The organism is Kaistia sp. 32K, assembly GCF_016629525.1.
GTDB lineage: Bacteria > Pseudomonadota > Alphaproteobacteria > Rhizobiales > Kaistiaceae > Kaistia.
This window is the reverse complement of sequence record NZ_AP024269.1, coordinates 2001102-2027934: the sequence shown is the minus strand read 5'-3', so window position 1 is coordinate 2027934 and position 26833 is coordinate 2001102. Positions and strand designations below refer to the sequence as shown.

The following is a 26833-nucleotide window of genomic DNA, read 5'->3' as shown; positions in this document are numbered from 1 at the left end:
CGTGAACGCCGCGATCCGCCCCGTACGGCCGGACGATGCGCCGGCGCTCCGTGCCGTCGAGCGCGATGCGGGCCAGCGCTTTCGCTCGGTCGGCCTCAAGGCGATCGCCGACAACGAGCCGACGAGCGAGGCGTTCATCGCCGCCATTCTTGCCCACGGCGTCGCCTTCTGCGCCGTCGATAGCGAGGATGCGCCGATCGGCTTCGTGCTGGCGGGTCGGCTCGATCATGCCCTCCACATCTACGAGGTTTCGGTCGCCACGCCCTTCGGCGGGCAGGGCATCGGCCGCAGCCTCGTCGCCGCGGCCGAACAGGCCGCCCGCGAAAGCGGCATCCACGCGCTGACGCTCGCCACCTTCCGCGACGTGCCATGGAACCGGCCGTTCTATGAACGACTTGGCTTCGTCGAGGTCGAGACGATCGACTGGACGCCGGCCTTCCACCTGCTGCACGCGGCGGAGCGGCTCTCCGGCCTGCCGATCGAACGGCGCCTCTTCATGCGCAAGGAGATCCTCTGATGTCCCCTCGCCTCACCCATCTCGACGAAACCGGCGCCGCCCACATGGTGGATGTCTCGGAGAAGGACGTCACAACGCGCACCGCCGTGGCGGAGGGCGTCGTGCGCATGCAGGCCGCGACGCTGGAGCTGATCCGCTCCGGCACGGCGGCCAAGGGCGACGTCATCGCCACGGCGCGGATCGCCGGCATCATGGCGGCGAAGAAGACGCATGAGCTGATCCCGCTCTGCCACCCGATCATGCTGTCGAAGGTGACGATCGACGTCGAATTCGATGTGGAGCTGCCGGGCCTCCGCATCCGCGCTACCACCAAGGTGGCCGAGCGCACCGGCGTCGAGATGGAGGCGCTGACGGCCGTCTCCGTCGCCTGCCTCACCATCTACGACATGGCGAAGGGCGTCGATCGCGGCATGACGATCGGCGAGATCCGGCTCCTTGAGAAGACCGGCGGCCGTTCCGGCGACTGGCGGGCCGACTGATGGCCGACAAGCTTCTCCCGGTCGAGGACGCCATTCTCCGCGTCGTCCAGGGCGTCGAGCCGACCGTGTCGGAGGACGTGCCGCTCGCCGGCGCGCTCAACCGCATCCTCGCAGCGCCGCTGGCCGCGCTCCGCACCCAGCCGCCCGTCGACGTCTCGGCCATGGACGGATATGCCGTCCGGTCGGTCGATGTCGCGAGCCTCCCGACCACGCTGACGCTGATCGGCGCGGCGCCGGCGGGACATGCCTATGGCGGCGTCGTCGGCGAAAACCAGACCGTGCGCATCTTCACCGGCGCGCCGGTCCCGGCGGGCGCCGACGCGATCCTCCTGCAGGAGGACACGGTCGTCGAGAGCGACGGCCGGATCCGCGCGACGGAGACCGTCAAGCCTCAGCAGCACATCCGGGCGAAGGGCCTCGATTTCGTCGCCGGCCAGCCGATGCTCGCGGCCGGCACGCGGCTCGGCATGCGGCAATTGTCGCTCGCCGCCGCCCTCAACCACGGCCATGTCGCAGTCCGGGCCAAGCCGCTTGTCGCCATCATCGCCACCGGCGACGAGCTGGTGCCGCCGGGATCGCCGATCGGCCCCAACCAGATCGTCGCCTCGAACAGTTTTGGGATCGCCGGCCTCGTCGAAACGCTGGGCGGTGCGGTGCTCGATCTCGGAATCGTCCCGGACGACCGCGCAGCGCTTGCCGCCGCCATCGATCGGGCGGCCGCCAGCGGCGCAGACATTCTGGTGACGCTCGGCGGCGCCTCGGTCGGCGAGCATGACATCGTTCGCGAGGTTCTGGTCGGACGCGGCATGGAGCTCGACTTCTGGAAGATCGCCATGCGCCCCGGCAAGCCGCTTATGTTCGGCCGGATCGGCGCGATGCGCGTGCTCGGGCTGCCGGGCAATCCCGTTTCCAGCCTCGTCTGCGGCCTCTTGTTCCTGAAGCCGCTGATCCAGCGGCTGCTCGGGCTGGAGCTCGTCGACGAGACCGAGGCAGCCGAGCTCGGCGGGCCGGTCCGCGAGAATGACCGGCGGCAGGACTATGTCCGCGCCAGCCTCGTCGACCTCCCCGACGGTCGACGGATTGCGACGCCGCTACCACGTCAGGACAGCTCGATGCTGTCGACCTTCGCCCAGGCGATCTGCCTGATCGTCCGGCCTCCTTTTGCCGCCGCCGAGCCGGAAAGCGCCCCCTGCCGCATCCTCCGCCTGCCCTAAACGCCGATTCGGCAAAAATCAGCCTAAATTTTCATCGCAAACGCAAGACTCAATCTTCACAAGCTTAAATTCTGATCTAAGATGCGGCCGTCAAAATCCTCGGCTAAGGAACCGCGCCCGGTGACAACCGTTACCCCAGAGCGCAACGAGCCGTGGGGAGGTGTTCCATGGTCAAGTCGGTTGCCAGGCCGGCGGTTGCCAAGCCGTCCCTCGCCAAGCCATCTCTGGGTACGCGCACGCTTGAATTCGGATCGAGCTTCGCCGCGGGCGCCATGATGCTCTCGCGCATGAACTGCTCCGAGCTCTCGCGCTATGACGACCTCGTCTCGGACCTCTGCCGCCTGCGCGCGCCGCCGGGCGGTCCGTCCCCGGAGCCCAAGGAAGCGACCCTGCCGCCGCGTCGGCGCTGGCGGCTCTGGGGCGTCACCAAGGTTCACAGCTCGCGTTAACGGCGCACCGTTCCGGTAGCCTTTCGTTAACCACCTGCCTCAGGCGGCGCCGACGCGCGTGTCGCGATCGCTCAGCGTCGTGTGCGCCCCGAAATCGAGATCGACGACGAGCGGCAGATGGTCGGAGGCGACGCGCGCCAGCGGCGTCCGGACCACCTCGACATTGCGGATCCGCGCCCGGCCGCGCAGCCAGACATGGTCGATGCGGAGCGCCGGCAGGCGGCCCGGGAAGGTCGGCTTCGCCTTCCGCTCGCCCCAGGCCTTCTGGACGTCGATGAATTCGGAGGCGAGCCGCCGATAGGGCGCGAGGCCCGGCGGGGCATTGAAGTCGCCGAGGAAGACGACGGGGTCGCGGCATTCGGGATGGCCGAGCCAGTCCGGACCGAGCAGCGTCGACAATTGCAGCATCTGCTCATGCGGCCAGACGCCGAGATGGGTGTTGACCACCTGCACGTCGACGCCCCCGACATCGACCGACGCCCAGAGCGCGCCGCGCGGCTCGACCTTGATGCGGTCGTGGAAGCCCGGCAGGACATCCATCTTCTTCATCGTGTAGGGCAGCGACGTCAGGATGGCGTCGCCATAGTGCTCGTCCGGGCCGATCCGGGTGGACGGATGGAAATGCGCGTCCATGCCGAGCAGGTCGGCGAGGATCCGCGCCTGGTCGATCCGGCCGCTGCGCGGCCTTCCCACATCGATCTCCTGCAGCGCGACCACGTCGGGCCGGCAACTCTCGATCACCTTGGCGATGCGCTCGGGCGACATGTGCTTGTCGATGCCGACACAGGCGTGAACGTTGTAGGAGAGGATGCGGATGGTGGTCATGGATTCCAGACTAACGGGCGCGCGGGACAAGGCAACTAACCGTTTCTCCAACCTGTAGACATCGCGCGAGTTCCCCCGTCCGCTCAGGCCGATAGTCGACGGCGGCCGCCGCTTCCGGTCAGGCCCGGCGGCGATGGATCGCCGCGCCCAGCGCCGCGACCCAGGTGCGCGCCGGCTTGAAATCCGGCTCGGGATTGCCCGATTCGAGTTCGCCGATCAGCGTCTTCAGCTTCGCATCGATGACGTCGAGTGTCTCGCGATCGTACTTGTCGGTGGCGGCATCCGCCTCGACCTCGCGGCGGATGACGGCGAAGGCTTCCTTCCAGCTCTCCGTGTCTTCGACCGAAGCGCCCGGCTGCAACGCATTGTGCAGCGCGCCGAGGAGTTCCAGAACGTCCATCTCATCCATTACCTGCTGGTTCCGATGGCCTTCTTATCCATCGGTCGCCCGCCGTCATCAAGTCCGGAGCTTCGCCGGTGAAGCGCAAGCGGGAAGCGTTGCCCCTTGCCTCTCCCCGAGGGAGGCCCCTTCGAAAACACCGAAGGTCGCCAAGAGGTCCAAGATCTAAGGGCAGCGCTCCGTCGCCCCGGCGGAGGCCGGGGCCTATAAACACCGGCCAGGAAAGCGTGGCTCAGCCTAGCGGCCATAGGCCTGAGCGTCTGGATCCCGGCCTTCGCCGGGATGACGGCGGAGGGTAGCAAGATCCCATCAGCACAAAGAAGCCGATGTTGCGCGAAGGCCTCCTCAGTGTCTGGCCCATCATTACCGCGTTGCCCCTCACCTCTCCCTCAGGGAGAGGTGAAAGAACAGGGCCTTGCATCATGGGCAGAACACTCGCCGCTATTCCGCGGCGACATCCAGCTGGAAAGCGCCGTCGTCGCCGGGACGGCCGACGCTGACATAGCGGAAGCCCTCGCGCACCACATCGTCGTGGCGATAGATGTTGCGAAGGTCGACCATCAAGGGCGTCTTCATGACGGCCTTGAGCCGCTTCAGGTCGAGCGCCCGGAACGTGTTCCATTCGGTGACGATCACCAGGGCGTCGGCATCGGCGGCCGCGTCATAGGCGTCGGAGGCGTAGGTGACGTCGGTCAGCAGCTGGCGGGCCGGCTCCATGCCCTCGGGGTCATAGGTCGAGATCGTCGCGCCGGCATCCTGCAGCGCCTGGATGATCGACAGCGACGGCGCCTCGCGCATGTCGTCCGTGTTCGGCTTGAAGGTCAGGCCGAGCACCGCGACCTTCTTGCCGCGGATGTCGCCGCCGCTCGCCTGGATCACCTTGCGGGCCATGGCGCGCTTGCGCTGGTCGTTGATCGAGACGGTCGTCTCGATCAGGCGCAGCGGCGTGCCGTGATCCTGCGCCGTCTTGACGAGCGCCAGCGTGTCCTTCGGGAAGCACGAGCCGCCATAGCCGGGGCCGGCATGCAGGAACTTCGAGCCGATGCGGTTGTCGAGGCCGATGCCGCGCGACACCGCCTGCACGTCGGCGCCGACGCTTTCGCAAAGGTCCGCCATCTCGTTGATGAAGGTGATCTTCATCGCGAGGAAGGCGTTGGCGGCGTATTTGATCAGTTCGGACGAACGGCGCGAGGTGAAGAGAATCGGCGCCTGGTTGAGATAGAGCGGCCGGTAGACCTCCGACATCTCCGCCTTGCCGCGCTCGCCCTCGACGCCGACGACGATGCGGTCCGGCCGCTTGAAGTCGTTGATCGCCGCGCCCTCGCGCAGGAATTCGGGATTGGAGACGACGGCGACGTCGGCGTCGGGATTCGCCTCGCGGATGACGCGCTCAACCTCGTCGCCGGTGCCGACCGGGACGGTCGACTTGGTGACGACGACGGTGAAGCCCTTCGCGGCGGCGGCGATCTCGCGGGCGGCGGCATAGACATAGGAGAGATCGGCATGGCCGTCGCCCCGGCGCGACGGCGTGCCGACCGCGATGAAGACGACATCCGCCGCGCCGACCGGCTCGGCGAATTCCGTGGTGAAGGAGAGGCGGCCGGCGCGGACGTTGGAGGCGACCAGGTCTTCGAGCCCGGGCTCGAAGATCGGGATCTGATTGCGCTTCAGCGCCTCGATCTTCGCCGCGTCCTTGTCGATGCAGATGACATCGTGGCCGAAATCCGCCAGGCACGCGCCGGACACCAGCCCGACATAACCAGAACCGATCATCGCGATGCGCATGTCGACGCCTTCGAGTTTCTCATGAATAGGGACATGGGTTCATTGTAACCGAGGAATATGGCGCGTTCATAACCCATTCGGGCAATCTCCAACGCTGGAATTCGAACCGGCAAGCTGCAATCGCGATAAATCCGTGGACCGATCGACCTTCCCCGCCCGCCGGACTATTGACCCGCCCCGCCGTGGCGACTAGGTTCCGCCCCAATTCGAGGCGCTGCCTCGACGAGCCCGTAGCTCAGCCGGTAGAGCACGTGACTTTTAATCATGGGGTCTCGGGTTCGAATCCCGACGGGCTCACCACTCCCCTGATGTTTCGACGTTCCTGGCGCCAAGGCAGACCGGCCTGGCCGCCAGCGCCAATCTGCCCCGCCGGCGCGCGCGGCGCGAGCCGGGGAATCACCCATTTCGCGCGAAGCGTCGCGGCAAGGGGGCCATACCGATGACGATCCTGATCTATGTCGCCGCGGGTCTTGCCGAGATCGCCGGCTGCTTCGCCTTCTGGGCCTGGCTGCGCCTCGACCGGTCGATCTGGTGGCTGGTGCCGGGCGGCCTGTCGCTGGCTCTGTTCGCCTATCTGCTGACGCTAGTCGACAGCGCCGCGGCGGGACGCGCTTATGCCGCCTATGGCGGCATCTACATCGGGCTGTCGATCCTGTGGCTCTGGATCGTCGAGGGCGCGAGGCCTGACCGCTGGGACATGACGGGCGCCGCCATCTGCCTGGCCGGCGCCTCGATCATCCTGTTCGCACCGCGCGGCTGAGGGGCCGTCTCTCAGCGTGCCTGGGGCGCCTTGCCGTTCGACTTGAACGAGCCGGTGAAGCGGCCCTCGGCGGTGTCGGCCGTGCAGCTGACGATCGCGGGCTTGCCGGAATACGGGTCGCTGAACTTGCAGACGCCCGATTTCGCCTTGAGCACCTTCGGCTCCTTGCCGGAGCGAACGCTGACCTCGACCACCGGCACGCCGGCGATGCCGGTCTTGGTGTCGCCCGCGAGCTTGGTCGCATCGCCGGTGAAGCCGATCAGCGTCTTGCCCTGGGTGAAGATGAACATGACGACGCCGCCGGGCAGCGGCGCGCTCGCCACCTCGTTCTTGCACTGCTTGGTCGCGTCCTTGCCGGCGACGACCAGCTTGTCGCATTTGCCGGCGCTGACCATGACGGGCGGCGCGGTCGGCTTCTGCTGCGCGTGGCCGACGGCAGGCAGCGCCAGCATCAGGGCGGCGGTGGCGATCAGGCTCAGCTTCTTCATGAATTCGTCTCGCTACGATTCTGGCTCCGTCCGCAGGCCGGACGGGAGGCGCAAGGAAAAGTCCCCCGTCCCTTCCTAAGCAGCCGGAACTGATTTGCACAGGTGCGGATTGCACGGCTGCGTCAAATCAGTCCCCGCCGCTCGAGGGCGATCCGCCCGTCACTCCACCACGTCGGGCGCCGACTTCAGCGGCTGCGTGTTCCGGAGCAGAAAGACGAGCGGCATGATCAGGATGGTGATGAACATCATCAGGCGGAAATTGTCGGCATAGGCGATGGTCGCCGCCTGCAGGTCGATCAGATCGTTCAGGTTCGCCTTGCCGGCCAGCGTATCGAGCTGCAGCCCGGGCCCGAGCTGCTGCACGGCGCGGCTATAGGGCGAGACGTCGGCCGCGAGCCCGGCATGCACGATCGCCGTGTTGCGCGTCAGCAGGAAGCTCGTCACCGAGATGCCGACGCTGGAGCCGACATTTCGGACCAGGCTGTAGAAGCCGGTGCCCTGGGTGCGCAGATCGGCGGCGATCGTCGCGAAGGTGACGGTGCTGAGCGGCACGAAGACGAAGCCGAGGCCGAAACCCTGGATCAGCCCGGTGGTGATGATCGTCGTCTGCGAGATGTCGGGCGTGAACAGGCTCATCTGGTAGAGCGCGACGGCGGTGAGGCCGAGGCCCGTCAGGAGCAGGTAGCGCGTGTCGACCACCGACATCAGCCGCCCGACGAGCAGCATCGCCGCCATGGTGCCGATGCCGCGCGGCGCCAGCACCAGGCCGGCGGTCAGCACCGGATAGCCCATCAGCCGCTCGAGATAGGGCGCGAGCAGCGCCAGCGTCGCGAGCAGCACGGCGCCGACGACGAAGATCAGCACCTGCCCCATGACGAAGTTGCGGTCGGCGAACAGCCTCGGATCGAGGAACGGCTTTCGCGCCGTCATCGTGTGGACGATGAAGAGATAGAAGCCGAGGATGGCCAGGGTGAACTCGAACTTGATCTCGGTCGCCTGGAACCAGTCGAGCTGCTCGCCGCGATCGAGGAACAGCTGCAGCGCCGCGATGGCGATGCCGAGCGTGGCGAAGCCGAACCAGTCGAGCCGCGCCTTGGCCGAGCCCGTCTTCCCTTCCAGGAAGCCGAACGCCAGGAGCAGCGCCAGGATGCCGAACGGCACGTTGACGTAGAACACCCAGCGCCAGTCGTAATACTGCGTCAGCCAGCCGCCGAGCGTCGGGCCGAGGATCGGGCCGAGCATGACGCCGAGGCCGAAGATCGCCATCGCCTGGCCGCGCTGGCGCAGCGGATAGGTGTCGAGCAGCACGGCCTGCGACAGCGGCACGACCGGCGCGCCGAACGCGCCCTGGATCATGCGGTAGATCACCATCTGCTCGATCGACGTCGCCGTGCCGCACAGCATCGAGGCGACGACGAAGCCGGTGACGCAGACGATGAACAGCTGGCGCCGGCCGAAGCGCGCCTCCAGCCAGCCGGTCGCCGGCGTCAGGATGGCGGCGGCGACGATGTAGGAGGTGAGCACCCAGTTGACCTGCGTACTCGTCGTCGCGAGGCTGCCCTGCATATAGGGCAGCGCGACATTGGCGATCGTCGAATCGAGCGCCTGCATCAGGGTCGCCACCATCACGCAGATCGTGACGGCGACGCGCCTCGTGCCTGTCGCCGGCGTCGCGGCGATGTCGGACATCAGTCGATCCCCACCATGCTGGCGAGATCATGCCAGAGGGTGCCGAGCGTGCGGCGATAGCCGGTATCGATCGAGACCGTGGCGCTGGCGCCGTCGCGCAGCACGACGTTCGGATCGGTCTTGGTGATCTTGAGGCGCACGGGCATGCGCTGCACCACCTTGACCCAGTTGCCGGAGGCGTTCTGCGCCGGCAACAGCGCGAAGACGGATCCGCTCGCCGGCGAAATGCTCTCGACCTCGGCCTCGATCGGCTGGTTCGGATAGGAATCGAGGACAACGGTGGCAGGATCGCCGACCTTGATGTGGGTCAGGTCGGTTTCCTTGATGTTGGCATCCACCCAGCTGTCGGCGCCGATGAGGCTGAAGGCCGCCTGGCCGATGCTCAGGAAGCTGCCCGGCTGGATGTTCTCGACCTGGGTCACCGTGCCGGCGAAGGGCGCGAAGACCTGCGTCAGGCGGACATTGCGCTCGGCCAGCTCGACCTGCGCCTTCGCCGCCAGATAGGCCGAATGCTGCTCGATCGGCTTGTCGATGCTACCGCCGAGCTGGGCCAGGGTCGCCGCCGCGCCGGACTGGGCCGCGAGCTGCGCCTGCTGGGCGACCCGCAGCTCGCGCTGCGCCTGGTCATAGGCGGCGCGGGTTTCGACGCTGTCCTTGACGAGCGCGTTGATGCGGTCGAATTCCTGCTGCGCGAAGGTGAGGTCGGCCTTGGCCTGCGCCACGCTCGCCTGCTGCTGGTTGTAGGTGAGGATCAGGCCCTGCAGCTTCTCCTGCACCTGGACAAGTTCAGCCTGGGCCTGATCGAGCGCGATCTGGAACGGCTGCGCATCGATCTCGAACAGGAGATCGCCCGCCTTGACCAGCTGGTTGGGGCCGACCGCGACGCGCGTCACCTGCCCGGTCACCTGCGGCACGATCGTGACATCGGCGGCGCCGACGTAGGAATCGTCTTCCGACACATATTGCCCGCCGGTCAGGTACAGCCAGAGCCCGAGGACGATGGCGACGATCGGGCCGCCGAGCAGCAGCGTGCGCCGCAGGGTCGGATGCTTCGGCTTCTGGCCAAGTTCAGCAGCAGGTACGGGCGCTTCCACGGTCGTTCTCCAGCGGTCATTCCGGCAAGGCGCATCCGCCCGGGTCCGGATTCACATAGCGAAACGGATCGAGCCGGCGGCCGCAAGGCTCGGCGCGGATCCGAAATCAGGGTTTTGGCGAAGCGCGTCGAGCGAGGGAGGGAGTCGGCCGGGTCATGCCGTCAGCCATACCCCGCGGCAGGACGCGCCGCCGGAAGCAGGTGTCCCTGCGAGGATAGGATGTCAGCCTTACTATTTGCAACCCGTGACGGATCGAAATCCAACATCGATGTGGCTCGGTCACGGGGCTTCCGAGCGAACAGGTTAGGCGCGCCGAGGAACTCCCTCTTCCGCGCGCGGGAGAGGGTCTGTCCCGCAGGTGAAACCTAGAACGCGCGGAACGTCATGATCGTGCGCGTATCGCGGATGCCGTCGAAGCGCTGCACCGATTCGGTGACGAAATGGCCGGGGTCGGCGTCGTCGGGGAGGTAGAACTTGACCAAGAGGTCGAACTCGCCGGCGGTCGAATAGATCTCGGAGGCGATCTCGGCATCGGCGATGGCGTTCGCCACCTCGTAGGCGCGGCCGAGATGACATTTGATCTGGACGAAAAGAGCTCGCATCGGGGCCTCCGGCAGCGCGTGATGTGAGGACGGGATAACAGGTCCGGTCCCCTCCCCGCAATGCGTACGCGCGATCTCCCGCCCCGCCTGCCAGCGGTTTCGACGCGCATCGCGAGGCCGTGAAACCTTGTCGTCGCGCCCGGCGTAGCTACTTCAACAAGGAGCCTTTCGCGCCGCCGCAGCGCCGGAGAGCCTGACCATGACCCGTATCGCCTTCACGATCGTCTTCCTGATGGCCACCGCCCTGTTCTCGTCGGTGGCGATCGCCGCCGAGCCGAGCGTCGCCGACAAGGGCGCGCTGAAGCAGCTGGTGCAGGGCCAGCTCGACGCCTTCCAGCGCGACGACGGCGTCGCTGCCTATGGCTATGCCGCGCCGGGCATCCAGCGCATGTTCCCCTCGCCGGACATCTTCCTCGGCATGGTCCGCGAGGCCTATCCGCCGATCTACCGGCCGCGCAGCATCGCCTATGGCGAGATCGCCGACAGCCCGATCGGCCTCGTGCAGAAGGTCTATGTGACCGGTCCGGACGGCAAGAACTGGATCGCGCTCTACCGCTTCGAGAAGCAGCCCGACGGCAGCTGGAAGATTGCCGGCTGCACGCTGATCAAGGACACGGCGCCGACCATCTAGAGTCCCCCTCCGCCCATCTTCGCTCAACGTGGACCGACGCGCGCTTTTGCGCGCGGTATCGGCGGGGATCGCTTGACCTACCCTAAGGTGATGGAAAGGATACGCTGCAACCCACCGAATCGGAGATCTCGGGCAATGGATTTGACGTTCGCGATCAAGACCTTCTCAGCATTGTTCGCGATCACCAATCCGATTGCGAGCCTGACGATGTTCCTCTCGCTCACGGGCGGAATGACGCAGGACGAGCAGCGCCGCACCGCCATCCTCGTCACCATCACGGTCGCGATCGGCAGCCTGATCTCCGCCGCGGCCGGCACGGCGATCCTCGGCTTCTTCGGTCTCGACATCAACCACTTCCGCCTCGCCGGCGGCCTGATCGTGCTCCTGATCGCCCTCGACATGCTGAACGGCGACGACAGCCCGACCCGGGCCGGATCGGACCAGGAGCAGAAGACCTACAAGAGCGCCAGCAACGTCGCCTTCTACCCGTTGAGCATCCCGCTCCTGCTCGGCCCCGGCACCATTTCGGCGCTCGTCGTCTTTTCCCATGAGGCGCAAGCGGGCGGCAAGATCGTCGCGTTCTCGGCCGGCCTCATCGCCGTCATCCTCCTGATCGGCGGGCTGCTGCTCACCGGCCCGTTCATCGCCCGCATCGCGTCGCCCACGGTGCTGAGCGTGACCAAGCGGCTGATGGGCATGATCCTGGCCGCCATCGCCATGGAGATGCTGGTCGGCAGCCTCACGGCGCTGTTCCCGGGCTGGGCGGGCTGACGAGCGGGCGCGACGGCCGCCTCACCCTCACCCTCATCCCGGGCTTGACCCGGGATCCATTCGGCCGGGTTGCTCCCGCGCGAAATTCCCAAGACCTCGGATGGATGGATCCCCGCCTTCGCGGGGATGACGGCGGAGGTCGCTTCGCGGCGATCGAGCCTGCGCCGGGAGGCGGCGCGATCGAAGAACGGGTTCCCGGCCGCCTCAGAGCGCCGGGATATCGCCCCTCGCCCAGCCTTCCTTGGTGGCGAGGCGGAAATCTTCGAAGCGCTGCTCGTCGATCGCGGCGCGGATGCCGGCCATCAGCGTCTGGTAATAGGCGAGGTTGTTCCAGGTCAGCAGCATCGCCGCCAGCGTCTCGTTCGCCTTGAACAGGTGATGCAGATAGGCGCGCGAATAGTCGCGGCTCGCCGGGCATTCGGACGCCTCGTCGAGCGGACGGTGGTCCTCGGCGTGGCGGGCGTTCTTCAGATTGACCTTGCCGAAGCGGGTGAAGGCGAGGCCGTGCCGGCCGGCGCGAGTCGGCATCACGCAGTCGAACATGTCGACGCCGCGCGCCACGGATTCGAGGATGTCGTCCGGCGTGCCGACGCCCATCAGGTAGCGCGGCTTCTCCTCGGGGAGCTCCGGCGTCGTCACCATCAGCATGTCGAGCATCACGGCCTGCGGCTCGCCGACCGCGAGGCCGCCGATCGAATAGCCCTTGAACTCCATGGCCCTCAAAGCCCGTGCGCTCTCAACGCGGAGGCGCGGGACGTCGCCGCCCTGCACGATGCCGAAGATCGCCTTGCCCGGCTGGTCGCCGAAGGCGGCCTTGGAGCGCTCGGCCCAGCGCAGCGACAGGTTCATCGCCCGCTCGATCTCCTTCTCCGACGACGGCAGGGCGACGCACTCGTCGAGCTGCATCTGGATGTCACTGTCGAGCAGGCCCTGGATCTCGACCGAGCGCTCCGGCGTCAGTTCATAGCGGCGGCCGTCGATATGGCTCTGGAAGGTGACGCCGTGCTCGTTGAGCTTGCGCAGCTGCGCCAGCGACATGACCTGGAAGCCGCCGGAATCCGTCAGGATCGGGTGCGGCCAGTTGGCGAAGGTGTGCAGGCCGCCGAGCTTGGCGACCCGCTCGGCGCCCGGCCGCAGCATCAGATGATAGGTGTTGCCGAGGATGATGTCGGCGCCGAGCTCGCGCACCTGGCCCGGATACATCGCCTTGACCGTGCCGGCCGTGCCGACCGGCATGAAGGCGGGCGTGCGGATGTTTCCACGCGGCATCGATATCTCGCCGCGTCGCGCCATGCCGTCCTTGGCGAGCAGGGTGAACTGGAATTTCTCGGTCATTCTGTCTCGTTCGGGAAAAGCAGCGACGCGTCGCCGTAGGAATAGAAGCGGTAGCCGGTCGCGATGGCGTGCTCATATGCCGCCCGCATCGTCTCCAGCCCGGCAAAGGCGGAGACGAGCATGAACAGCGTCGAGCGCGGCAGGTGGAAATTGGTCATCAGCAGGTCGATCGCCCGGAAGCGGTAGCCCGGCGTGATGAAGATCGAGGTCGGCCCATGGAACGGCCGGATGATGTCGTCCTCGCCGGCGGCGCTTTCCAGCAGCCGCAGCGACGTCGTGCCGACGGCGATGACGCGATTTCCACGCGCCCGTACGGCGTTGAGCGCATCGGCGGTCGCCTTCGAGACCTCGCCGCGCTCGGCATGCATCTTGTGCTCCGCCGTGTCGTCGGCCTTGACCGGCAAGAAGGTGCCGGCGCCGACATGCAGCGTCACGAAATGCCGCTCGACGCCGAGCGCGTCTAGACGGGCGAAGAGATCGGGCGTGAAATGGAGGCCGGCGGTCGGCGCGGCGACGGCGCCCTCCTCGCGGGCGTAGATGGTCTGGTAGTCCTGCCGGTCCTCGTCGTCCTCGATGCGCTTCGAGGCGATATAGGGCGGCAGCGGGATGTGGCCGACTGAGGCGATCGCCTCGTCGAGGATCGGGCCGGAGAGATCGAAGGCGAGCACGACTTCGCCGGCGTCGCCCTTCTCGGCAACGGTGGCGGCGAGGCCCGAGATCAGGCAGGCGCGATCCTCTGTCTCGCCGAACTGGATGCGGTCGCCGAGCTGCAGCTTCTTGGCCGGACGGACAAAAGCGCGCCAGCGGTCCGCCGCCTCGCGCATGTGCAGCGTCACGGCAATCCGCGCCGAGACGCCGTCGCGCACGCGCTCGCCGAAGAGCTGGGCCGGGATCACCTTGGTGTCGTTGAAGACGAGCGCGTCGCCGGGGCGCAGCATGTCCGGCAGCTCGCGGACGATGCGGTCCTCGAGGGGCTGGCCCTGCTTGACGACAAGCAGGCGCGCGCTGTCGCGCGGCCGGGCCGGACGCAGGGCGATGTTTTCCTCGGGGAGATCGAAATCGAAAAGGTCGACGCGCATTCACTCGTTCCGTCTGTGCGCGCCCTTCCTAACGGTCGCAGGCTCCGATCTCAACCGCAGACACGGCGGCTCAACGCCGCGACGCGCGCCAGCAGACGAGCGAGCCGCCCGTGACGAGCACCGCCCCGCCCCAGAAATTCAGGCCCGGCAGCATGTTGAGCAGGAAGCTGGAGAGCATGACCGAGAGCAGCGGCGTGAAATAGGAGGCGGTGGCGAGCAGCGTCAGGTTGCCGTGGGTAACGCCATAGGTCCAGGCGGAATAGGCGAGCGTGGTGAGCACGCCGAACAGCAGCGCCATGGAGAGGCCGCGCAGGTCGAAATGCAGCGGCGGCTGGTCGCTCGCGAAATAGTAGATCCAGAGCAGCGCCGCCGTCAGCAGCAGCAAGGGCGGCACGGCGCTTCGCCCGCCCGACATGCGGCGGGTGAAGATGGTGTAGAGCGGCCAGGTGACGGCGGCGGCGAACGCCATCAGATACGGCGCCGGATTGCCGGAAACGTTGCCGATCATCGCATGCAGCGAGACGGCGCCGCCGCCCGAGGAGGCGAGGACGACGCCGGCGAGGCAGAGGATCACGCCCGGCACGATCCGGAAATCTCCCCTCGCCTCGCCGACCCAGACGGCGAAGGCGATGGTGAAGCAGGGCCAGAGATAATTGACCATGCCCACTTCAATCGTCTGGGTCCGGTCCTGGGCGAAGCCGATCGCCAGCGCCAGCGCGATCTCGTAGGTGACGAACATCGCGCCGCCGAGCAGGAGGTAGCGGGGCGAATGGCCGCGAAAGGCGGCGCGGCCGCCATAGAGCGTCGCGACGATGCCGCTAAAGGTGAAGATCAAGGCGGAGCCGCCGACGGCGCCGAAGGTCTCCGAAATATTGCGGTAGAGACCGACGGTCGCGCTCCACATCAGCACGGCGCTGACGCCGATGAGCGTGGGCGGATCGATCCTCGCACGCGGAAAGCCCGCCACCGAGACGCCGAGCATATCCATCTTCCCGTGAAAGCGTATGGCGCGGTGTTTCGATCGGCCAGACGGCAGCGCCGCACCATCCGGCGGGAAGACGTGCGGCGTCGCTTCCCGATCCCAAACAGGAAACGCCCCGGCGAAACACCGGGGCGTGCAGAAAAGCGTGGCGGCCGGACGTCCCGGCCGCGAATTCCAGAGGCCGATCAGGCCGCGTCGGCAGCGACCTTCAGCGAGACGATCTTGTCCGGATTCTGGACCGGCTCGCCGCGCTTGATCTTGTCGATGTTGTCCATGCCTTCGACGACCTGGCCCCAGACGGTGTACTGGCCGTCGAGGAAGCGGGCGTCGCCGAAGCAGAGGAAGAACTGGCTGTCGCCGGAATCCGGGTTCTGGGCGCGGGCCATCGAGGCGGTGCCGCGCACATGCGGCTCACGCGAGAACTCGGCCTTCAGCTTCTTGCCCGAGCCGCCCATGCCGGTGCCGGTCGGATCGCCCGTCTGGGCCATGAAGCCGTCGATCACGCGGTGGAAGACGATGCCGTCATAGAAGCCCTCGCGGGCCAGTTCCTTGATGCGCGCGACGTGGTTCGGCGCGAGGTCCGGACGCAGCGCGATGATCGCCGTGCCCTGGGTGGTCTCGAGGATGAGGGTGTTCTCCGGGTCCTTGATGTCGGCCACGGTAGTCTCCTTCTGAAGGGCCGCGCCGGAAGGTGGCGCGGCAAGAGCCGACTTGCTTTCGAGTCGGCGGCCTGGATGGGCGTCGACGCTTACTTGGCGTCGGCGGCGATCTGCATCTTCACGATCTTGTCCGGGTTCGCCGGCGGCTCGCCCTTGGCGATCTTGTCGACGAACTGCATGCCGTCGACGACCTCGCCCCAGACGGTGTACTGGCCGTCGAGGAAGCCGCCATCGGCGAACATGATGAAGAACTGCGAATTGGCGGAATCGGGGTTCTGCGAGCGCGCCATGCCGAGCGTGCCGCGGGCAAAATGCGCCTTCGAGAACTCGGCCTTGATGTCGGGCTCCTTCGAGCCGCCCATGCCGGTGCCGGTCGGGTCGCCCGTCTGGGCCATGAAGCCGTCGATCACGCGGTGGAAGACGATGCCGTCATAGAAGCCCTCGCGGGTCAGCTTCTTGATCTGCGCGACATGCTTCGGAGCGAGGTCCGGCCGCAGCTTGATCACGACGCGACCATCCTTGAGGTCGAGATAGATCGTGTTCTCGGGGTCGAGCTTCTCGCTCGCGGCCTGGGCCGGCGCGGCGATGAACAGGAAGGCGGCGGCGATGGCCGCCATCAGGCCTAGGAATCGGGTCACGAGGATCTCCGGTCTGGAACGGGGCCGCCTGTCGCGGCGGCCTCAGGAACTGAATTTTTGTGTCAGCTTTCGGGCAACCCCTGCGGGAACGAAGGCTGACGCATCGCCACCCATCTTGGCAATCTGGCGCACCAGTGTCGCGGTGATATGACGTGTCGCCGGCGTCGCCGGCAGGAAAACCGTCAGAATCTCCGGCGCCATGGTGCCGTTCATGCCGGCGAGCTGCATCTCATAGTCGAGATCGGTGCCGTCGCGAAGTCCACGGATGATCACGGAGGCGCCACATTCGCGCGCCGCGTCGACGGTCAGCCCGTCGAAGGCGATCACGTCGACGCGACCCTCGCTGCCGTCGATCTCGGCGACCATTTCCCGGATCAGCGCGACCCGCTCCTCGAAGGAGAAAAGCGGCGCTTTGCCTGGGTGCACGCCGATCGCCACGACCAACCTGTCGGCGACCCGGAGCGCCGCCTGCAGCATGTCGCGATGGCCGTGGGTCGGCGGGTCAAACGACCCCGGATAGAAGGCGATGCGCGCCATGATCACAACTCGCTCCCGGATCGATCTCGGATTCTCACGCAGGCTTTACGAAGCGTAAGCCAGCAACATCAAGGAACCAACTTCCCAAGCCCGCATTGCCTCCCCAGATGAACAGTCAATGAACAGCGGCTTGTGATGCCGTTCATAGGCAGAAGAGCATGTTGCGTTCAAGTTCCGGCGCAACAAGACAGAGGGAGCCGATCCATGACGACGTGGTTCCACACCACCATCCTCGCGACGTGCGCCGCAGCGACGATCGCCGTCGGATTTGCCAGCGCCGCCGTCTATTCCGACCGGGATGTGCCGGCAGCCAAGAAGGCAGACCGCCTGTCGATCGCGACGCCGCTTCCCGAAGCGCGCATGATCACGGTCGTGGACCGTCAGGAAGGCGTCTCCGTCATCACCCGCGTGCCGGTCCCCGGCGCGAACTGAGGGTTTCCCCTCCCCCAGGAACTACCGTTCATCTCTGACCTCACGAAAACGCCGGCCTTTACCCCGAGGCCGGCGTCTTCATTTTCGGATTTCCCCTCGCCCGCCTGCGGGAGAGGGTTGGGGTGAGGGACTTGCCTCAGGCCGTCGGCGGCGTCTCGTCCCCAGCCTCGTCTTCCTCGGCGTCCGTCAGGCGGTCGACCGAGACGACCTTCTCGCTGTCATGCGTGTTGAACACGATCACGCCCTGCGAGCCGCGGCCGACGATGCGGATCGGCTTGTCGCCGCCCACCGGCATGCGGATCATCTGGCCGCCATCCGTCACCAGCATGATCTGGTCGCTGTCGTCGACGGGGAAGGAAGCGATCAGCTTGCCGTTCCGCTCGTTCACCGCCATCGCGACGATGCCCTTACCGCCGCGTCCGGTGATGCGGTACTCGAAGGACGAGGTCCGCTTGCCGTAGCCGTTCTCGGAAATCGTGAGAACGAACTGCTCGGCGGCGCTCATCTCGGCGTAGCGCGGCTGCGGCAGCGTGTCGTTGCCGGGCGTTTCGTCGGCGTCGTGCTCGATGACCGTCGCATCCTCGACCTCGCCGCGCACGGCGCGGCTCATCTTCAGATAGGCCGAACGCTCGTCGCCCGAGGCGTCGAAGTGATGCAGGATCGCCATCGAGATGATGCGATCGCCCTCGGCGAGCGAGATGCCGCGCACGCCGGTCGAATCGCGTCCCTTGAAGACGCGGACGTCGGTAACGGCGAAGCGGATGCACTGGCCGTCCGCCGTCGTCAGCAGGACGTCGTCATGCTCGGAGCAGAGCTGCACGTCGACGATCGCGTCGTCCTCGTCGTCGAACTTCATGGCAATCTTGCCATTGCGGTTCACCTGGACGAAGTCGGACAGCTTGTTGCGGCGAACCGTGCCGCGCGTCGTCGCGAACATGACGTCGAGCGTCGCCCAGCTCTCCTCGTCCTCGGGCAGCAGCAGGATCGAGGTGATCCGCTCGCCGTCCTGGAGGGGCAGCAGGTTGTTCAGGAACTTTCCGCGCGCCTGCGGAGCGGCCAGCGGCAGGCGCCAGACCTTCATCTTGTAGGCGATGCCGCGCGACGAGAAGAACACCACCGGCGTATGCGTGTTGGTCACGAACAGGCGGGTGACGAAATCCTCGTCCTTGGTCGCCATGCCGGAGCGGCCCTTGCCGCCGCGATGCTGGGCCCGGTAGGTCACCAGCGGCACGCGCTTGATGTAGCCCTCGTGGCTGACGGTGACGACCATGTCTTCGCGCTGGATGAGATCCTCATCCTCGAAGTCGACGCCGCCATCCAGGATCTCGGTCTTGCGCGGCGTGGCGAACTCGTCGCGGACGGCGATCAGCTCGTCCCGAACGATGCCGATGATGCGGGCGCGCGAGCGCAGGATGTCGAGGTAGTCGGTGATCTCGAGGCCGAGCTTGTTCAGTTCGTCGGCGACTTCGTCGCGTCCGAGAGCGGTCAGGCGCTGCAGGCGGAGATCGAGGATCGCGCGGGCCTGCACTTCCGACAGCCGGTAGGTGTTGTCCTCGGCCAGCTTGTGGCGCGGATCGTCGATCAGCGCGATCAGCGGCGCGATGTCGACCGCCGGCCAATGCCGCTCCATCAGGCGCTCGCGCGCCGTCGACGGATCGGGCGCGGTGCGGATCAGCTGTATGACCTCGTCGATGTTGGCGACAGCGATGCCGAGACCAACCAAGACGTGGGCGCGGTCGCGCGCCTTGGCGAGCAGGAAGCGCGTGCGCCGCGCGACCACTTCCTCGCGGAAGTTGACGAAGGCCTGGATCAGGTCCTTCAGGTTCATCAGCTGCGGCTTGCCGCCCGTCAGCGCCACCATGTTGACGCCGAAGGAGGTCTGCAGCGGCGAGTAGCGGTAGACCTGGTTCAGCACGACATCGGCGACGGCATCGCGCTTCAGCTCGATGACGACGCGCATGCCGAGGCGATCGGACTCGTCGCGGATGTCGGAGATGCCCTCGATCCGCTTGTCGCGGACGAGCTCGGCGATCTTCTCGATCATCGTCGCCTTGTTCACCTGGTACGGGATCTCGTGGATGACGAGAGCCTCGCGCTCCTTGCGAACGGTTTCGACGGTGACGCGGCCGCGCATCAGCACGGAGCCGCGGCCCTCGTGATAGGCGGCGCGGATGCCGGCGCGGCCGATGATCAGACCGGCGGTCGGGAAGTCCGGCCCCGGGATGATGTCCATCAGCTCGTCGATGCTGATGCCCGGATTTTCCAGATAGGCGATGCAGCCGTCGATGACTTCGCCGAGATTGTGCGACGGGATGTTGGTCGCCATGCCGACGGCGATGCCGCCGGCGCCGTTGACCAGCAGGTTCGGGAAGCGCGCCGGCAGGACGACGGGTTCGCGTTCCGAACCGTCGTAGTTGTCCTGGAAGTCGACGGTGTCCTTGTCGATGTCGTCGAGCAGCGCATGCGCCGGCTTGGCAAGGCGCACTTCGGTGTAGCGCATGGCGGCCGGGCTGTCGCCGTCGACCGAACCGAAGTTGCCCTGGCCGTCCGCCAGCATGACGCGCATGGAGAAATCCTGCGCCATGCGAACCAGCGCGAAGTAGATCGAAGCGTCGCCATGCGGATGGTACTTACCGATCACGTCACCGACGACACGGGCCGACTTGCGATACGGCTTGTTCCAGTCGTAGCCGTTCTCGTTCATCGAATAGAGGATGCGGCGGTGTACCGGCTTGAGGCCGTCGCGCGCGTCCGGAAGCGCACGGCTCACGATCACGCTCATCGCGTAATCGAGATAGCTCCGCTTCATCTCATCGGTGATGGAGATCGTTTCGAAGTCGGAAGGGCGGCCGTCGCCAGGTTCGTCGGGGCGAGGCGGCTCGTTGATATCGGACAAGTATTTTTTCCGGAATCAGTTTCGGTTGGGAACATCATAGGGCCAGCCTGTGGCAGCATCAAGGAATCCCGCCGAAACCGCTGGATTCTCGGCACTTTGATGCCCTGACCGACGATTTGCCGCACGAGGTCGCCGCCGGCGGCGTTCCTACTGGCGAAGCAGCGCGTCGCCTGTCACCATTGGGGCCATTCCCGCCGCCGCAGGGGGCCTCGTTGCTCGACTATCTTCTGAACGCGCTGGTCACCCTCTTCGTCACCATCGACCCGATCGGACTGGCGCCGATCTTCGTCGGGCTGACGCGCGGCATGACGCGCGACCAGCGCCGGCAGACGGCGATCCGCGCCACGCTCACGGCTGCCGTCATCCTCTACGCCTTCGCCCTGGTCGGCGAGGGCCTGCTCGGCTTTCTCGGCATTTCGCTGCCGGCCTTCCGCATCGCCGGCGGGCTGATGCTGTTCTGGATCGGCTTCGAGATGGTGTTCGAGCGGCGCGACCAGCGCAAGATGGCCAACGCCGCCAAGGCGATCGAGGACGAACGCGTGCACGAGCCCGCGGACATCCATCACCTGGCGATCTTCCCCCTCGCCATTCCGCTGATCGCCGGGCCTGGCGCCATATCGGCCACCATCCTGATCGCCGCCTCGGCGCCGAGCACGCTGGGCGTCATCGGCCTGCTCGTCATCGTCGGCGCGCTGGTCGGCGCCTGCCTCGCCGTCTTCCTGCTGGCCGGCCCGCTCGACCGCATGCTCGGCAATACCGGCCGCATCGTGCTGACGCGGCTTCTGGGCGTCCTGCTCGCCGCGCTCGCCGTGCAATTCGTCGCCGACGGCGTCACCGAGATCGTCCGCGCGGCGACCGCGACCGGCGGCTGACCAAGCCCCGCGTTCACCGTGATTCGCGAAAGCCAGTATCCAATTCCGCGGCGCGGATCTAGAACAGCGAGATGCTCAAGCAGGCGCCACCAGGACCCCCCATGGCAAAATCAGGCCGCGCAGGCACTCCCACCGATTTGACCGCCGCGCAATCGGTCGACACCGCCATCGTCGCGATATTGACCGAGCGCCAGACGGAGCTGGTGGCGACCTTGCGGGCGACGCTCGACCGGCCCGCGCCGGACGAGGTGCATGCGCTTCGGGTCGCCCTGCGCCGGCTGCGCGCCGCGCTGGCCCTGTGCGGGCGATGGGTCGGCGCCGACGTCTTCAAGGCGCTCCGGAGCGACGCCCACGACCTCGCGGCGGCGCTCGGCCGGGCGCGCGACTGGGACGTCCTCGTCACCGAGACGCTGCCGCGCCACGCCGACGAACTGGCGGGGGTCGCCAATCTTTCCGCCCTGATCGAGGAAGCCAACGCCGCGCGCAACGAGGGCTACCGGCAGATGCTGGCCCGGCTCGACGGCCCGCTGCCGCAGAAGCTGCTGCTCGGGCTGGCCCTGCTGCTGGCGCAACCGCCCTGGCGGGCCGGAGGAGCCCCCGCGCCAAAACGCCTGGCCGACAAGCTGAAACCGCGCGCCGCCCGCGAGCTGTCGCGCGCGCAGCGCCGGCAGAAGCGCCATGGCAAGCGGATCACCGAGCTTTCGGACGAAGAGCGGCACCGCGTGCGCATCGACGCCAAGCGCCTCGGCTACACGATCGACTTCCTGGGGCCGGTCTGGCCCAAGCGGCGCAAGCGCCACGCCTATCGCGCCCATGTGAAGAGCCTGCAGACGGCGCTCGGCGCGCTGAACGACCTCAGGACCACCCGCCGCCTGCTCGACCAGATCGCGGCGGAGACGCCCTCGCCCGCCGTGCACCAGGCGGTCGGCGCCGTCCTCGGCTGGTCGGCCCGCGACAAGCGCGAGCAGCTCGAGGCACTGGGCGAGCTGTGGCGGCGCTTCCGCTCCACCAAGCCGTTCTGGTAGCCGCCCGCTCCGGTCACCGCCCATCCCGGTAGCCGCCACAGAGACGTGAAGATCGGCCGTCCCGCCTGCATGCTACGCTTGCATCGCGCCGCGGCGTCTCGCGCGGCGGTTCGCAGCCTGGGAGGACGGCCATGTTCATCGCGCGCTGGCAGATCGACGCCCGCTTCGGGCACAAGCAGGAAGTCCTGGAACTGATGAAGGAATGGGAGCGCGACATCGGCGCCAGTTCCGGCCTGGATCTCGACCGCTCCTCCTTCGTCACCGGATCGATCGGGGCGCTCGAAGCCACCATCGAGAACAATCTGACGGTGGAGAGCCTCGCCGAGCTGGAGCGCTTCTTCGAGACCATCGGCAAGAACCCGGCCCATGCCGCCTGGGGCAAGAAGCTGGAGCCGCATGTCGTTTCCGGCACCTCGCGCTGGAGCATCTTCCGCGTCGTGCCGATGCACTGAGATCAGCCTCGGATCTCCTCATACGGCACGACCATCCGCTGCAGCGGAACGAACCTCCGGCGGATCTTTCGCGGGATTCCGACGATCTGGCGACCGATCCGGCGCAGCTCGCGGCGATACTTGGCTGCCCGGCTGAGCACCGGGCGCTGCGGCGGCACCCGCGTGATCAGCGTATCGTGCACGGGGATCCGTCCCTCGTTATGCGCCAGCCATTGCTCCTGGATGCAGGGCGCCGGCACCATCTGCATCACCTTCGCCTTGAAGCTCCCGTCCGTCTCGAAATCGAACAGGGCCCAATCGACCGGGACGGTGTAGCTCTCGGTCAGCTTCAGAAGGCGGGCGGCCCAGCGCCGTGAGATGATGTATCCGGCCGATCCCCAATGGGTCGAGCGCAGCCGATGCAGCCGGTAGCCATGCGCCGGGTAACTCTTCGGCTCGATCGAGATGGCCTTGTTGAAGGTCTCCAGCTTGACGACATCGGTGCCGGACGGGATCCAGTCATCCGATGCCAGCAGCGTCGGGATCACCGGCGCCAGCAGCACGTCGTCCTCGAAGACGGCGAGCCAGCGGTCGCCGCTCTCCACCAGCTTCAGCCAGGCCTGGCGATGGCTCTCGAAGCAGCCGACCTCGCTTGAAGTCAAAAGGCCCGGCGTCGTGGTGATCGTCGACGCGTCGACGGCGGCGAGACGCTCGAAGGAAAAGCCGAGCCGTTCGGCCTGCTCGCGGAACGCCATCAGTCGCCCCGGCGAACGGTCCAGATTGATCACAAGCGCCCGCATCAAGCCTCCCAGAGGAAGACCGGTTTCAGGCGGGCGCACGGAATCTGTTTGGAAAGCTACGCCCTGAAACCGGCATGCATGAGAACGATTTGGGCCCCTTGTGGTTCCTCGCCTAACGTTCGAAAGGGACCCTTATTCTGACGGGAAAAACGATTCCACGTCTGAGGTTGCGAACCACATTCCCAAGCTGGCGCGGAAGACGCAAGGCCTCCCGGCCCAGCTTCTGCCGCAACGTCAGGCAACCCCGAGCAAGCGGCGCGGAGACCGTCTGCATCTGGGTCTCATGCACGATCGCCCGCCCGTCGATCTCGGCGAGCACCCGGTCCTGAACGCAGACGGCCGGCACCATCTGGAGCACCCGGAGCCCACGCTCCTTCGCCACAGCGAGATCGAACAGCACGTCGTCGACCGGACGCTCGATCGTCTCGCTCAGGGCAAGAAAAAGCTTCGCCGCGTCGGCGCGGATCAGGTAGCCGCCGGCGCCGGAATGATAGTTCAGCAGGTCGTGCAACCCCAGGCAACCGGCAATCTTCCGGCCGCGGCGGCCCATCTTGGTCGGCGTGTTGACGGTTTCGAGCTTGATCACGGACGCGTCGCGAGGGATCCAGCGCGGCTCCGCCAGAAGCCCCGCGAGCGAGGCCGAGAGCAGGACGTCGTCCTCGAAGACGGCTCCCCAGGCATCGCCGCTTTCGGCAATCTTGCGCCAGGCGAGCCGATGGCTGTGGAAACAGGCCACCGCCGTCGGCAGCATGCCCTCAGGCGCCTCGGCGATCGAACAGGCCTCGACCGCGCGGATCCGCTCATAGCAGAGGCCGATCCCCCTCGCCTGCGCGTCGAAGGCCGCGAGGCGCGCCTGCGCCCGGTCAAGATTGATCACATAGGCGCGCACGGCCTGTTCCCCCAACAAAACCAAAATCCGTTCCGCATGCTCGAAGTTCAGGCATCCCTTTACGGATGACAAGACAGGACGCGCAACGCCGAGCGCTCGACGAAACCATAGTGGCGAATGACAATTGTCCGCGTCAGCCGCTCGAACAACAAAGTTCGATATCGGACGTGTCTTCTATTCGACAAAACTACGCGTCGATATAGGGAACTACCAGATAACGGGATGGCCGGATGGCCCGTCGAAACAAGAGAGACAAACGCACGGGATTGCTGAACTGTCGTATGACGCGCGCTACTTCGCGCCGCACACGCGTCAACACGCCCTTCCGCTCTACGGATTTGTCACTCTGCGCCGGTAAGGAACCATCGCTTTCCCAGAACTGGATCAAGGTGGCTGTCCTTGGCGGTCGCTGGGCTCGAGCCGCGATAAAGCGCTCCTGGATGCAGACCGCGGGGACTGTCTGGAGGATCCGAACGTTTCGACAGACCTCATGTTCCTGGTTGAACATCACAATGTCCACGGGTTCGCTGAAGTTGTGCGTCTTTGCAAGCAGTTCGATCGCGCATTGCCTCGACAGAATGTAGCCGGCGGCGCCGCAATGCGTGGTCTGCAAACGGTGGAGCGACACCCCCTCGACGACGGCGCCTTTCGCCGCAATCGCGACCCGAACGTCGAACGTCTCCAGTTTGACGAGATCCGTCTTGTCCGGAATCCAATGATCGGAGGCTAGGAGCCTGGCGATCGGCGACGCCAGCAAGACATCGTCCTCAAATACCGCCAACCAGTCCTCTCCGCTGTCGACCAGCAATTGCCAGGCGCGGCGATGACTCTCGAAGCATGCGATTTCAGCCGCTGAGAGAGGGCCGCGCGTCTCCGCACGGCCATGTGCATCGACGGCCTCGAGCCGCTCGAAGGCGAAACCGAGCCGCTCCGCCTGCTCTCCGAACAACGCAAGCCGCTCCGGGGAACGATCCAGATTGATAACAACAGCCCGCACAACAATCTCCGCTAGAATCTCGGTCGGCAAGCTACTGAACGTCGAACGTCGATTCCATCGCCGCGTCAGAGTTTTCGACGGAGCGATCTAGAGAACCGCCAAGCCGTCGCCGCTAGTCGAACCGCAGCGCATCGCCGATCCGGATGGTTCCGCCATCGAGCACATCGGCGTAGATGCCGCAATCCATGTGATCGAGGTTTCGCAACAGCGTGCCGGGAATATCGAGGTCGCGCGTCGCCGTCTCGAGATCGACATTGGTCGCGGCGCAGCGCTGCGTGCGCTTGGTGAAGCGCAGCCGGACATCGCCGATCCGCGCCTCGCGGCCGACCAACTCGAGCTCCTGCCAGGGCTCCAGGCCCGCGAGATTGATGTTGGCGCGGAAGCGCAGGGGATCGACCGGCTTGCCGACCAGATCGCCGATCGCCCCGACGGAAGCGAGATTGATGAATGACACATAGGGCTTGCCGACATCGGTGAAGGCATGGCCCGGCGCCGACAGCACCTTGAGCGGCCCGCGCCGCTCGTCGCCCATGAAGTCGGTCAGGAACGCTTCCGTCGCCGCGCGGCCGGCTGAAGTCGACAGGTCGGCGGAAAAGCGATCGCCATGGCCGTCGATGGTCCAGACCTGCGTCTCGGAATCGAAATGCGTATCGAGCGAGGCGAGCCGGGCGTTCTTCATCAGGCAGAGGAATTTCGCCTTCGGCAGATGGCCCGGCGCGGCGGGATCGAAGCCGGACGGGCCGTTCTCGATCGCATAGGCGCGGTCGCTCTCGAAGCGGTGAAACGGACGCAGATCGGCGGCCTCCAGCGCCTCCGGCGAGAAGCCCTTCACAGGGTAGCGATAGAGCGAAGCAATCTCGGCCATGCCGTCTCCTGTCCGGCCCACCGGGCCGTTACGTCATCGTTCATTGAGGAGCAAAGTCCGGCCGGTTTGTCCAGCCTGACGTGCGGCGGCGGCGAGATCGCGCCACGGCTCGATCGACCAGTGCGGTCCGGCCTGGCCGGAGGGCGAAGTCAGGACATGGATCTGCGTCGCGCCGATCGTCGCCTGTTGCCGTCCATAGGGGATCGCCGCCGTCGGTTCGCCCAGATAGAGGCTCGCCGCCCGCTTCGAAGTGAAGGCGAGGATTGCGGGCGCGTTCGCCTCGATCTTGGCGCGCAGCGCCGCCGCGTCGACGAGCGCCAGATCGATCGCGGTATCCTGGCCGACATGCTCCTTGGCGACGTCGGTCAGGCCGATGCCGAAAGCGAGCACCGAGCGGAAATTCTCGGGCGCGATCCGCTGCGGCGTCAGGCCGATTGCGTGAAGCGTCGGCCAGAACTTGTTGCCGGGATTGGCGTAATAAGCGCCCACGCGCGCCGACCACGCTCCGGCGCCCGTGCCGCAGAAGACGATTTTCAGGCCCGGCTCCAGCACATCCGGCAAGATCGGCATCGGCGGAAATCCCTTCGCTCGCGCAAGATGTGCCGCGTCCAGTCGTGCCCTGATTAATGCACGCGGCGAGCAAAAACCATCTGTCGCTCGCCCGCCATTGCTGCCACTCTCCCGCCGGGCCG

Annotated in this window: 30 protein-coding genes and 1 tRNA gene; 12 read left to right on the top strand and 19 right to left on the bottom strand. The window is 66.6% G+C overall.

Translation table 11 applies throughout. The annotated features are described in order from the left end of the window. The first annotated feature begins 1 nt into the window (after position 1). The 4 genes from K32_RS09135 to K32_RS09120 all read left to right on the top strand — a co-directional run bounded on the left by K32_RS09135 (position 2) and on the right by K32_RS09120 (position 2659). Complete coding sequence (locus K32_RS09135) at positions 2-517, top strand: GNAT family N-acetyltransferase (protein WP_201403710.1); 516 nt, start codon at positions 2-4, stop codon at positions 515-517. Beyond that, on the top strand, positions 517-996 hold the full coding sequence (moaC, locus tag K32_RS09130) for a cyclic pyranopterin monophosphate synthase MoaC (RefSeq protein WP_201403709.1): 480 nt from the start codon (positions 517-519) through the stop codon (positions 994-996). The genes K32_RS09135 and moaC overlap by 1 nt, the downstream gene beginning before the upstream one ends. Further along, positions 996-2210, top strand: coding sequence for a gephyrin-like molybdotransferase Glp (glp, locus tag K32_RS09125; protein ID WP_201403708.1), 1215 nt, complete (start codon positions 996-998; stop codon positions 2208-2210). The genes moaC and glp overlap by 1 nt, the downstream gene beginning before the upstream one ends. 167 nt (positions 2211-2377) lie before the next feature. After that, positions 2378-2659, top strand: coding sequence for a hypothetical protein (locus tag K32_RS09120; RefSeq protein WP_201403707.1), 282 nt, complete (start codon positions 2378-2380; stop codon positions 2657-2659). Positions 2660-2698: 39 nt separating this feature from the next. On the opposite strand, the gene K32_RS09115 is transcribed toward K32_RS09120, so the two are convergent. The 3 genes from K32_RS09115 to K32_RS09105 all read right to left on the bottom strand — a co-directional run bounded on the left by K32_RS09115 (position 2699) and on the right by K32_RS09105 (position 5669). Beyond that, positions 2699-3484, bottom strand: coding sequence for an endonuclease/exonuclease/phosphatase family protein (locus tag K32_RS09115; protein WP_201403706.1), 786 nt, complete (start codon positions 3482-3484; stop codon positions 2699-2701). A 118-nt stretch (positions 3485-3602) separates the two neighbouring features. Continuing rightward, positions 3603-3893, bottom strand: a complete 291-nt coding sequence (locus K32_RS09110) for a hypothetical protein (RefSeq protein ID WP_201403705.1) — start codon at positions 3891-3893, stop codon at positions 3603-3605. A 432-nt stretch (positions 3894-4325) separates the two neighbouring features. Further along, complete coding sequence (locus K32_RS09105; RefSeq protein WP_201403704.1) at positions 4326-5669, bottom strand: UDP-glucose/GDP-mannose dehydrogenase family protein; 1344 nt, start codon at positions 5667-5669, stop codon at positions 4326-4328. A 224-nt stretch (positions 5670-5893) separates the two neighbouring features. Here K32_RS09105 and K32_RS09100 point away from each other — a divergent pair. Continuing rightward, positions 5894-5969 (top strand) — tRNA-Lys (locus tag K32_RS09100). Positions 5970-6108: 139 nt separating this feature from the next. Continuing rightward, complete coding sequence (locus tag K32_RS09095; RefSeq protein ID WP_201403703.1) at positions 6109-6429, top strand: YnfA family protein; 321 nt, start codon at positions 6109-6111, stop codon at positions 6427-6429. Positions 6430-6440: 11 nt separating this feature from the next. Here K32_RS09095 and K32_RS09090 read toward each other — a convergent pair whose 3' ends face one another. The 4 genes from K32_RS09090 to K32_RS09075 all read right to left on the bottom strand — a co-directional run bounded on the left by K32_RS09090 (position 6441) and on the right by K32_RS09075 (position 10302). Beyond that, entirely contained in the window at positions 6441-6917 is a 477-nt protein-coding gene (locus tag K32_RS09090) for a hypothetical protein (protein WP_201403702.1), read from the bottom strand. 159 nt (positions 6918-7076) lie between these two features. After that, positions 7077-8606 (bottom strand): DHA2 family efflux MFS transporter permease subunit, encoded by a 1530-nt coding sequence (locus tag K32_RS09085; protein ID WP_201403701.1) that lies wholly within the window; start codon positions 8604-8606, stop codon positions 7077-7079. Then, positions 8606-9700 (bottom strand): HlyD family secretion protein, encoded by a 1095-nt coding sequence (locus tag K32_RS09080; RefSeq protein ID WP_201403700.1) that lies wholly within the window; start codon positions 9698-9700, stop codon positions 8606-8608. Before K32_RS09080 ends, K32_RS09085 begins: the two co-directional genes overlap by 1 nt. A 365-nt stretch (positions 9701-10065) precedes the next feature. Then, entirely contained in the window at positions 10066-10302 is a 237-nt protein-coding gene (locus tag K32_RS09075) for an Lrp/AsnC ligand binding domain-containing protein (protein WP_018184528.1), read from the bottom strand. 199 nt (positions 10303-10501) lie between these two features. Here K32_RS09075 and K32_RS09070 point away from each other — a divergent pair, with 199 nt between their 5' ends. Both K32_RS09070 and K32_RS09065 read left to right on the top strand, forming a co-directional pair. Then, entirely contained in the window at positions 10502-10933 is a 432-nt protein-coding gene (locus tag K32_RS09070; protein WP_201403699.1) for a DUF4864 domain-containing protein, read from the top strand. Positions 10934-11068: 135 nt separating this feature from the next. Beyond that, positions 11069-11704, top strand: a complete 636-nt coding sequence (locus K32_RS09065) for a MarC family protein (protein ID WP_201403698.1) — start codon at positions 11069-11071, stop codon at positions 11702-11704. A 204-nt stretch (positions 11705-11908) separates the two neighbouring features. Here the strand turns inward: K32_RS09065 and tgt are convergent, their stop codons facing one another. From tgt to coaD, 6 genes are all read right to left on the bottom strand, one after another. Then, positions 11909-13039: a tRNA guanosine(34) transglycosylase Tgt gene (tgt, locus tag K32_RS09060; protein WP_201403697.1), complete on the bottom strand. Its 1131-nt coding sequence runs from the start codon at positions 13037-13039 to the stop codon at positions 11909-11911. Beyond that, on the bottom strand, positions 13036-14118 hold the full coding sequence (queA, locus tag K32_RS09055; protein ID WP_201403696.1) for a tRNA preQ1(34) S-adenosylmethionine ribosyltransferase-isomerase QueA: 1083 nt from the start codon (positions 14116-14118) through the stop codon (positions 13036-13038). Before queA ends, tgt begins: the two co-directional genes overlap by 4 nt. A gap of 70 nt (positions 14119-14188) precedes the next feature. Further along, the gene (yddG, locus tag K32_RS09050) at positions 14189-15100 is read right to left on the bottom strand and encodes an aromatic amino acid DMT transporter YddG (protein WP_201403695.1); all 912 of its coding nucleotides are present in this window, start codon (positions 15098-15100) and stop codon (positions 14189-14191) included. A 185-nt stretch (positions 15101-15285) separates the two neighbouring features. Further along, positions 15286-15759, bottom strand: a complete 474-nt coding sequence (locus tag K32_RS09045) for a peptidylprolyl isomerase (RefSeq protein WP_371812984.1) — start codon at positions 15757-15759, stop codon at positions 15286-15288. An 89-nt stretch (positions 15760-15848) separates the two neighbouring features. Beyond that, the gene (locus tag K32_RS09040; RefSeq protein ID WP_201404428.1) at positions 15849-16376 is read right to left on the bottom strand and encodes a peptidylprolyl isomerase; all 528 of its coding nucleotides are present in this window, start codon (positions 16374-16376) and stop codon (positions 15849-15851) included. A gap of 63 nt (positions 16377-16439) precedes the next feature. Continuing rightward, the gene (gene coaD / locus K32_RS09035) at positions 16440-16934 is read right to left on the bottom strand and encodes a pantetheine-phosphate adenylyltransferase (RefSeq protein ID WP_201403694.1); all 495 of its coding nucleotides are present in this window, start codon (positions 16932-16934) and stop codon (positions 16440-16442) included. Between the two features lie 204 nt (positions 16935-17138). Between coaD and K32_RS09030 the strand changes: the two genes are divergently transcribed. Next, positions 17139-17366 carry a hypothetical protein gene (locus tag K32_RS09030; protein WP_201403693.1) on the top strand — a complete coding sequence of 76 codons (228 nt, stop codon included), beginning with the start codon at positions 17139-17141 and terminating at the stop codon, positions 17364-17366. Positions 17367-17502: 136 nt separating this feature from the next. Here K32_RS09030 and gyrA read toward each other — a convergent pair whose 3' ends face one another. After that, a complete protein-coding gene (gyrA, locus tag K32_RS09025; RefSeq protein ID WP_244669975.1) occupies positions 17503-20175 on the bottom strand; it encodes a DNA gyrase subunit A in 2673 nt (890 codons plus the stop codon). A 299-nt stretch (positions 20176-20474) separates the two neighbouring features. On the opposite strand from gyrA, the gene K32_RS09020 reads away from it, so the two are divergent. The 3 genes from K32_RS09020 (at position 20475) to K32_RS09010 (ending at position 22611) form a co-directional block, all read left to right on the top strand. Then, positions 20475-21134 carry a MarC family protein gene (locus tag K32_RS09020; RefSeq protein WP_201403691.1) on the top strand — a complete coding sequence of 220 codons (660 nt, stop codon included), beginning with the start codon at positions 20475-20477 and terminating at the stop codon, positions 21132-21134. A gap of 101 nt (positions 21135-21235) precedes the next feature. After that, positions 21236-22159, top strand: a complete 924-nt coding sequence (locus tag K32_RS09015; protein ID WP_201403690.1) for a CHAD domain-containing protein — start codon at positions 21236-21238, stop codon at positions 22157-22159. A gap of 131 nt (positions 22160-22290) precedes the next feature. Next, entirely contained in the window at positions 22291-22611 is a 321-nt protein-coding gene (locus tag K32_RS09010) for a hypothetical protein (RefSeq protein ID WP_201403689.1), read from the top strand. A gap of 2 nt (positions 22612-22613) precedes the next feature. Here K32_RS09010 and K32_RS09005 read toward each other — a convergent pair whose 3' ends face one another. The 5 genes from K32_RS09005 to K32_RS08985 all read right to left on the bottom strand — a co-directional run bounded on the left by K32_RS09005 (position 22614) and on the right by K32_RS08985 (position 26711). After that, on the bottom strand, positions 22614-23390 hold the full coding sequence (locus K32_RS09005; protein WP_201403688.1) for a glycosyltransferase family 25 protein: 777 nt from the start codon (positions 23388-23390) through the stop codon (positions 22614-22616). Positions 23391-23502: 112 nt separating this feature from the next. Beyond that, a complete protein-coding gene (locus K32_RS09000; protein WP_201403687.1) occupies positions 23503-24351 on the bottom strand; it encodes a glycosyltransferase family 25 protein in 849 nt (282 codons plus the stop codon). 115 nt (positions 24352-24466) lie between these two features. Continuing rightward, on the bottom strand, positions 24467-25276 hold the full coding sequence (locus tag K32_RS08995; RefSeq protein WP_201403686.1) for a glycosyltransferase family 25 protein: 810 nt from the start codon (positions 25274-25276) through the stop codon (positions 24467-24469). Positions 25277-25388: 112 nt separating this feature from the next. Further along, positions 25389-26141, bottom strand: a complete 753-nt coding sequence (locus tag K32_RS08990; RefSeq protein WP_201403685.1) for an MOSC domain-containing protein — start codon at positions 26139-26141, stop codon at positions 25389-25391. 33 nt (positions 26142-26174) lie between these two features. Further along, positions 26175-26711, bottom strand: a complete 537-nt coding sequence (locus tag K32_RS08985) for a mismatch-specific DNA-glycosylase (RefSeq protein ID WP_201403684.1) — start codon at positions 26709-26711, stop codon at positions 26175-26177. Positions 26712-26833 lie beyond the last annotated feature (122 nt).

What these genes read in the sequence shown, in the direction of transcription:
- moaC (WP_201403709.1), top strand. Translation starts at nt 517, where the DNA reads ATGTCCCCTCGCCTCACCCATCTCGACGAAACCGGCGCCGCCCACATG.
- glp (WP_201403708.1), top strand. Translation starts at nt 996, where the DNA reads ATGGCCGACAAGCTTCTCCCGGTCGAGGACGCCATTCTCCGCGTCGTC.
- K32_RS09120 (WP_201403707.1), top strand. Translation starts at nt 2,378, where the DNA reads ATGGTCAAGTCGGTTGCCAGGCCGGCGGTTGCCAAGCCGTCCCTCGCC.
- K32_RS09115 (WP_201403706.1), bottom strand. Translation starts at nt 3,484, where the DNA reads ATGACCACCATCCGCATCCTCTCCTACAACGTTCACGCCTGTGTCGGC.
- K32_RS09110 (WP_201403705.1), bottom strand. Translation starts at nt 3,893, where the DNA reads ATGGATGAGATGGACGTTCTGGAACTCCTCGGCGCGCTGCACAATGCG.
- K32_RS09105 (WP_201403704.1), bottom strand. Translation starts at nt 5,669, where the DNA reads ATGCGCATCGCGATGATCGGTTCTGGTTATGTCGGGCTGGTGTCCGGC.
- K32_RS09095 (WP_201403703.1), top strand. Translation starts at nt 6,109, where the DNA reads ATGACGATCCTGATCTATGTCGCCGCGGGTCTTGCCGAGATCGCCGGC.
- K32_RS09090 (WP_201403702.1), bottom strand. Translation starts at nt 6,917, where the DNA reads ATGAAGAAGCTGAGCCTGATCGCCACCGCCGCCCTGATGCTGGCGCTG.
- K32_RS09085 (WP_201403701.1), bottom strand. Translation starts at nt 8,606, where the DNA reads ATGTCCGACATCGCCGCGACGCCGGCGACAGGCACGAGGCGCGTCGCC.
- K32_RS09075 (WP_018184528.1), bottom strand. Translation starts at nt 10,302, where the DNA reads ATGCGAGCTCTTTTCGTCCAGATCAAATGTCATCTCGGCCGCGCCTAC.
- K32_RS09070 (WP_201403699.1), top strand. Translation starts at nt 10,502, where the DNA reads ATGACCCGTATCGCCTTCACGATCGTCTTCCTGATGGCCACCGCCCTG.
- K32_RS09065 (WP_201403698.1), top strand. Translation starts at nt 11,069, where the DNA reads ATGGATTTGACGTTCGCGATCAAGACCTTCTCAGCATTGTTCGCGATC.
- tgt (WP_201403697.1), bottom strand. Translation starts at nt 13,039, where the DNA reads ATGACCGAGAAATTCCAGTTCACCCTGCTCGCCAAGGACGGCATGGCG.
- queA (WP_201403696.1), bottom strand. Translation starts at nt 14,118, where the DNA reads ATGCGCGTCGACCTTTTCGATTTCGATCTCCCCGAGGAAAACATCGCC.
- yddG (WP_201403695.1), bottom strand. Translation starts at nt 15,100, where the DNA reads ATGCTCGGCGTCTCGGTGGCGGGCTTTCCGCGTGCGAGGATCGATCCG.
- K32_RS09040 (WP_201404428.1), bottom strand. Translation starts at nt 16,376, where the DNA reads ATGGCGGCCATCGCCGCCGCCTTCCTGTTCATCGCCGCGCCGGCCCAG.
- coaD (WP_201403694.1), bottom strand. Translation starts at nt 16,934, where the DNA reads ATGGCGCGCATCGCCTTCTATCCGGGGTCGTTTGACCCGCCGACCCAC.
- K32_RS09030 (WP_201403693.1), top strand. Translation starts at nt 17,139, where the DNA reads ATGACGACGTGGTTCCACACCACCATCCTCGCGACGTGCGCCGCAGCG.
- gyrA (WP_244669975.1), bottom strand. Translation starts at nt 20,175, where the DNA reads ATGAAGCGGAGCTATCTCGATTACGCGATGAGCGTGATCGTGAGCCGT.
- K32_RS09015 (WP_201403690.1), top strand. Translation starts at nt 21,236, where the DNA reads ATGGCAAAATCAGGCCGCGCAGGCACTCCCACCGATTTGACCGCCGCG.
- K32_RS09010 (WP_201403689.1), top strand. Translation starts at nt 22,291, where the DNA reads ATGTTCATCGCGCGCTGGCAGATCGACGCCCGCTTCGGGCACAAGCAG.
- K32_RS09005 (WP_201403688.1), bottom strand. Translation starts at nt 23,390, where the DNA reads ATGCGGGCGCTTGTGATCAATCTGGACCGTTCGCCGGGGCGACTGATG.
- K32_RS08990 (WP_201403685.1), bottom strand. Translation starts at nt 26,141, where the DNA reads ATGGCCGAGATTGCTTCGCTCTATCGCTACCCTGTGAAGGGCTTCTCG.
- K32_RS08985 (WP_201403684.1), bottom strand. Translation starts at nt 26,711, where the DNA reads ATGCCGATCTTGCCGGATGTGCTGGAGCCGGGCCTGAAAATCGTCTTC.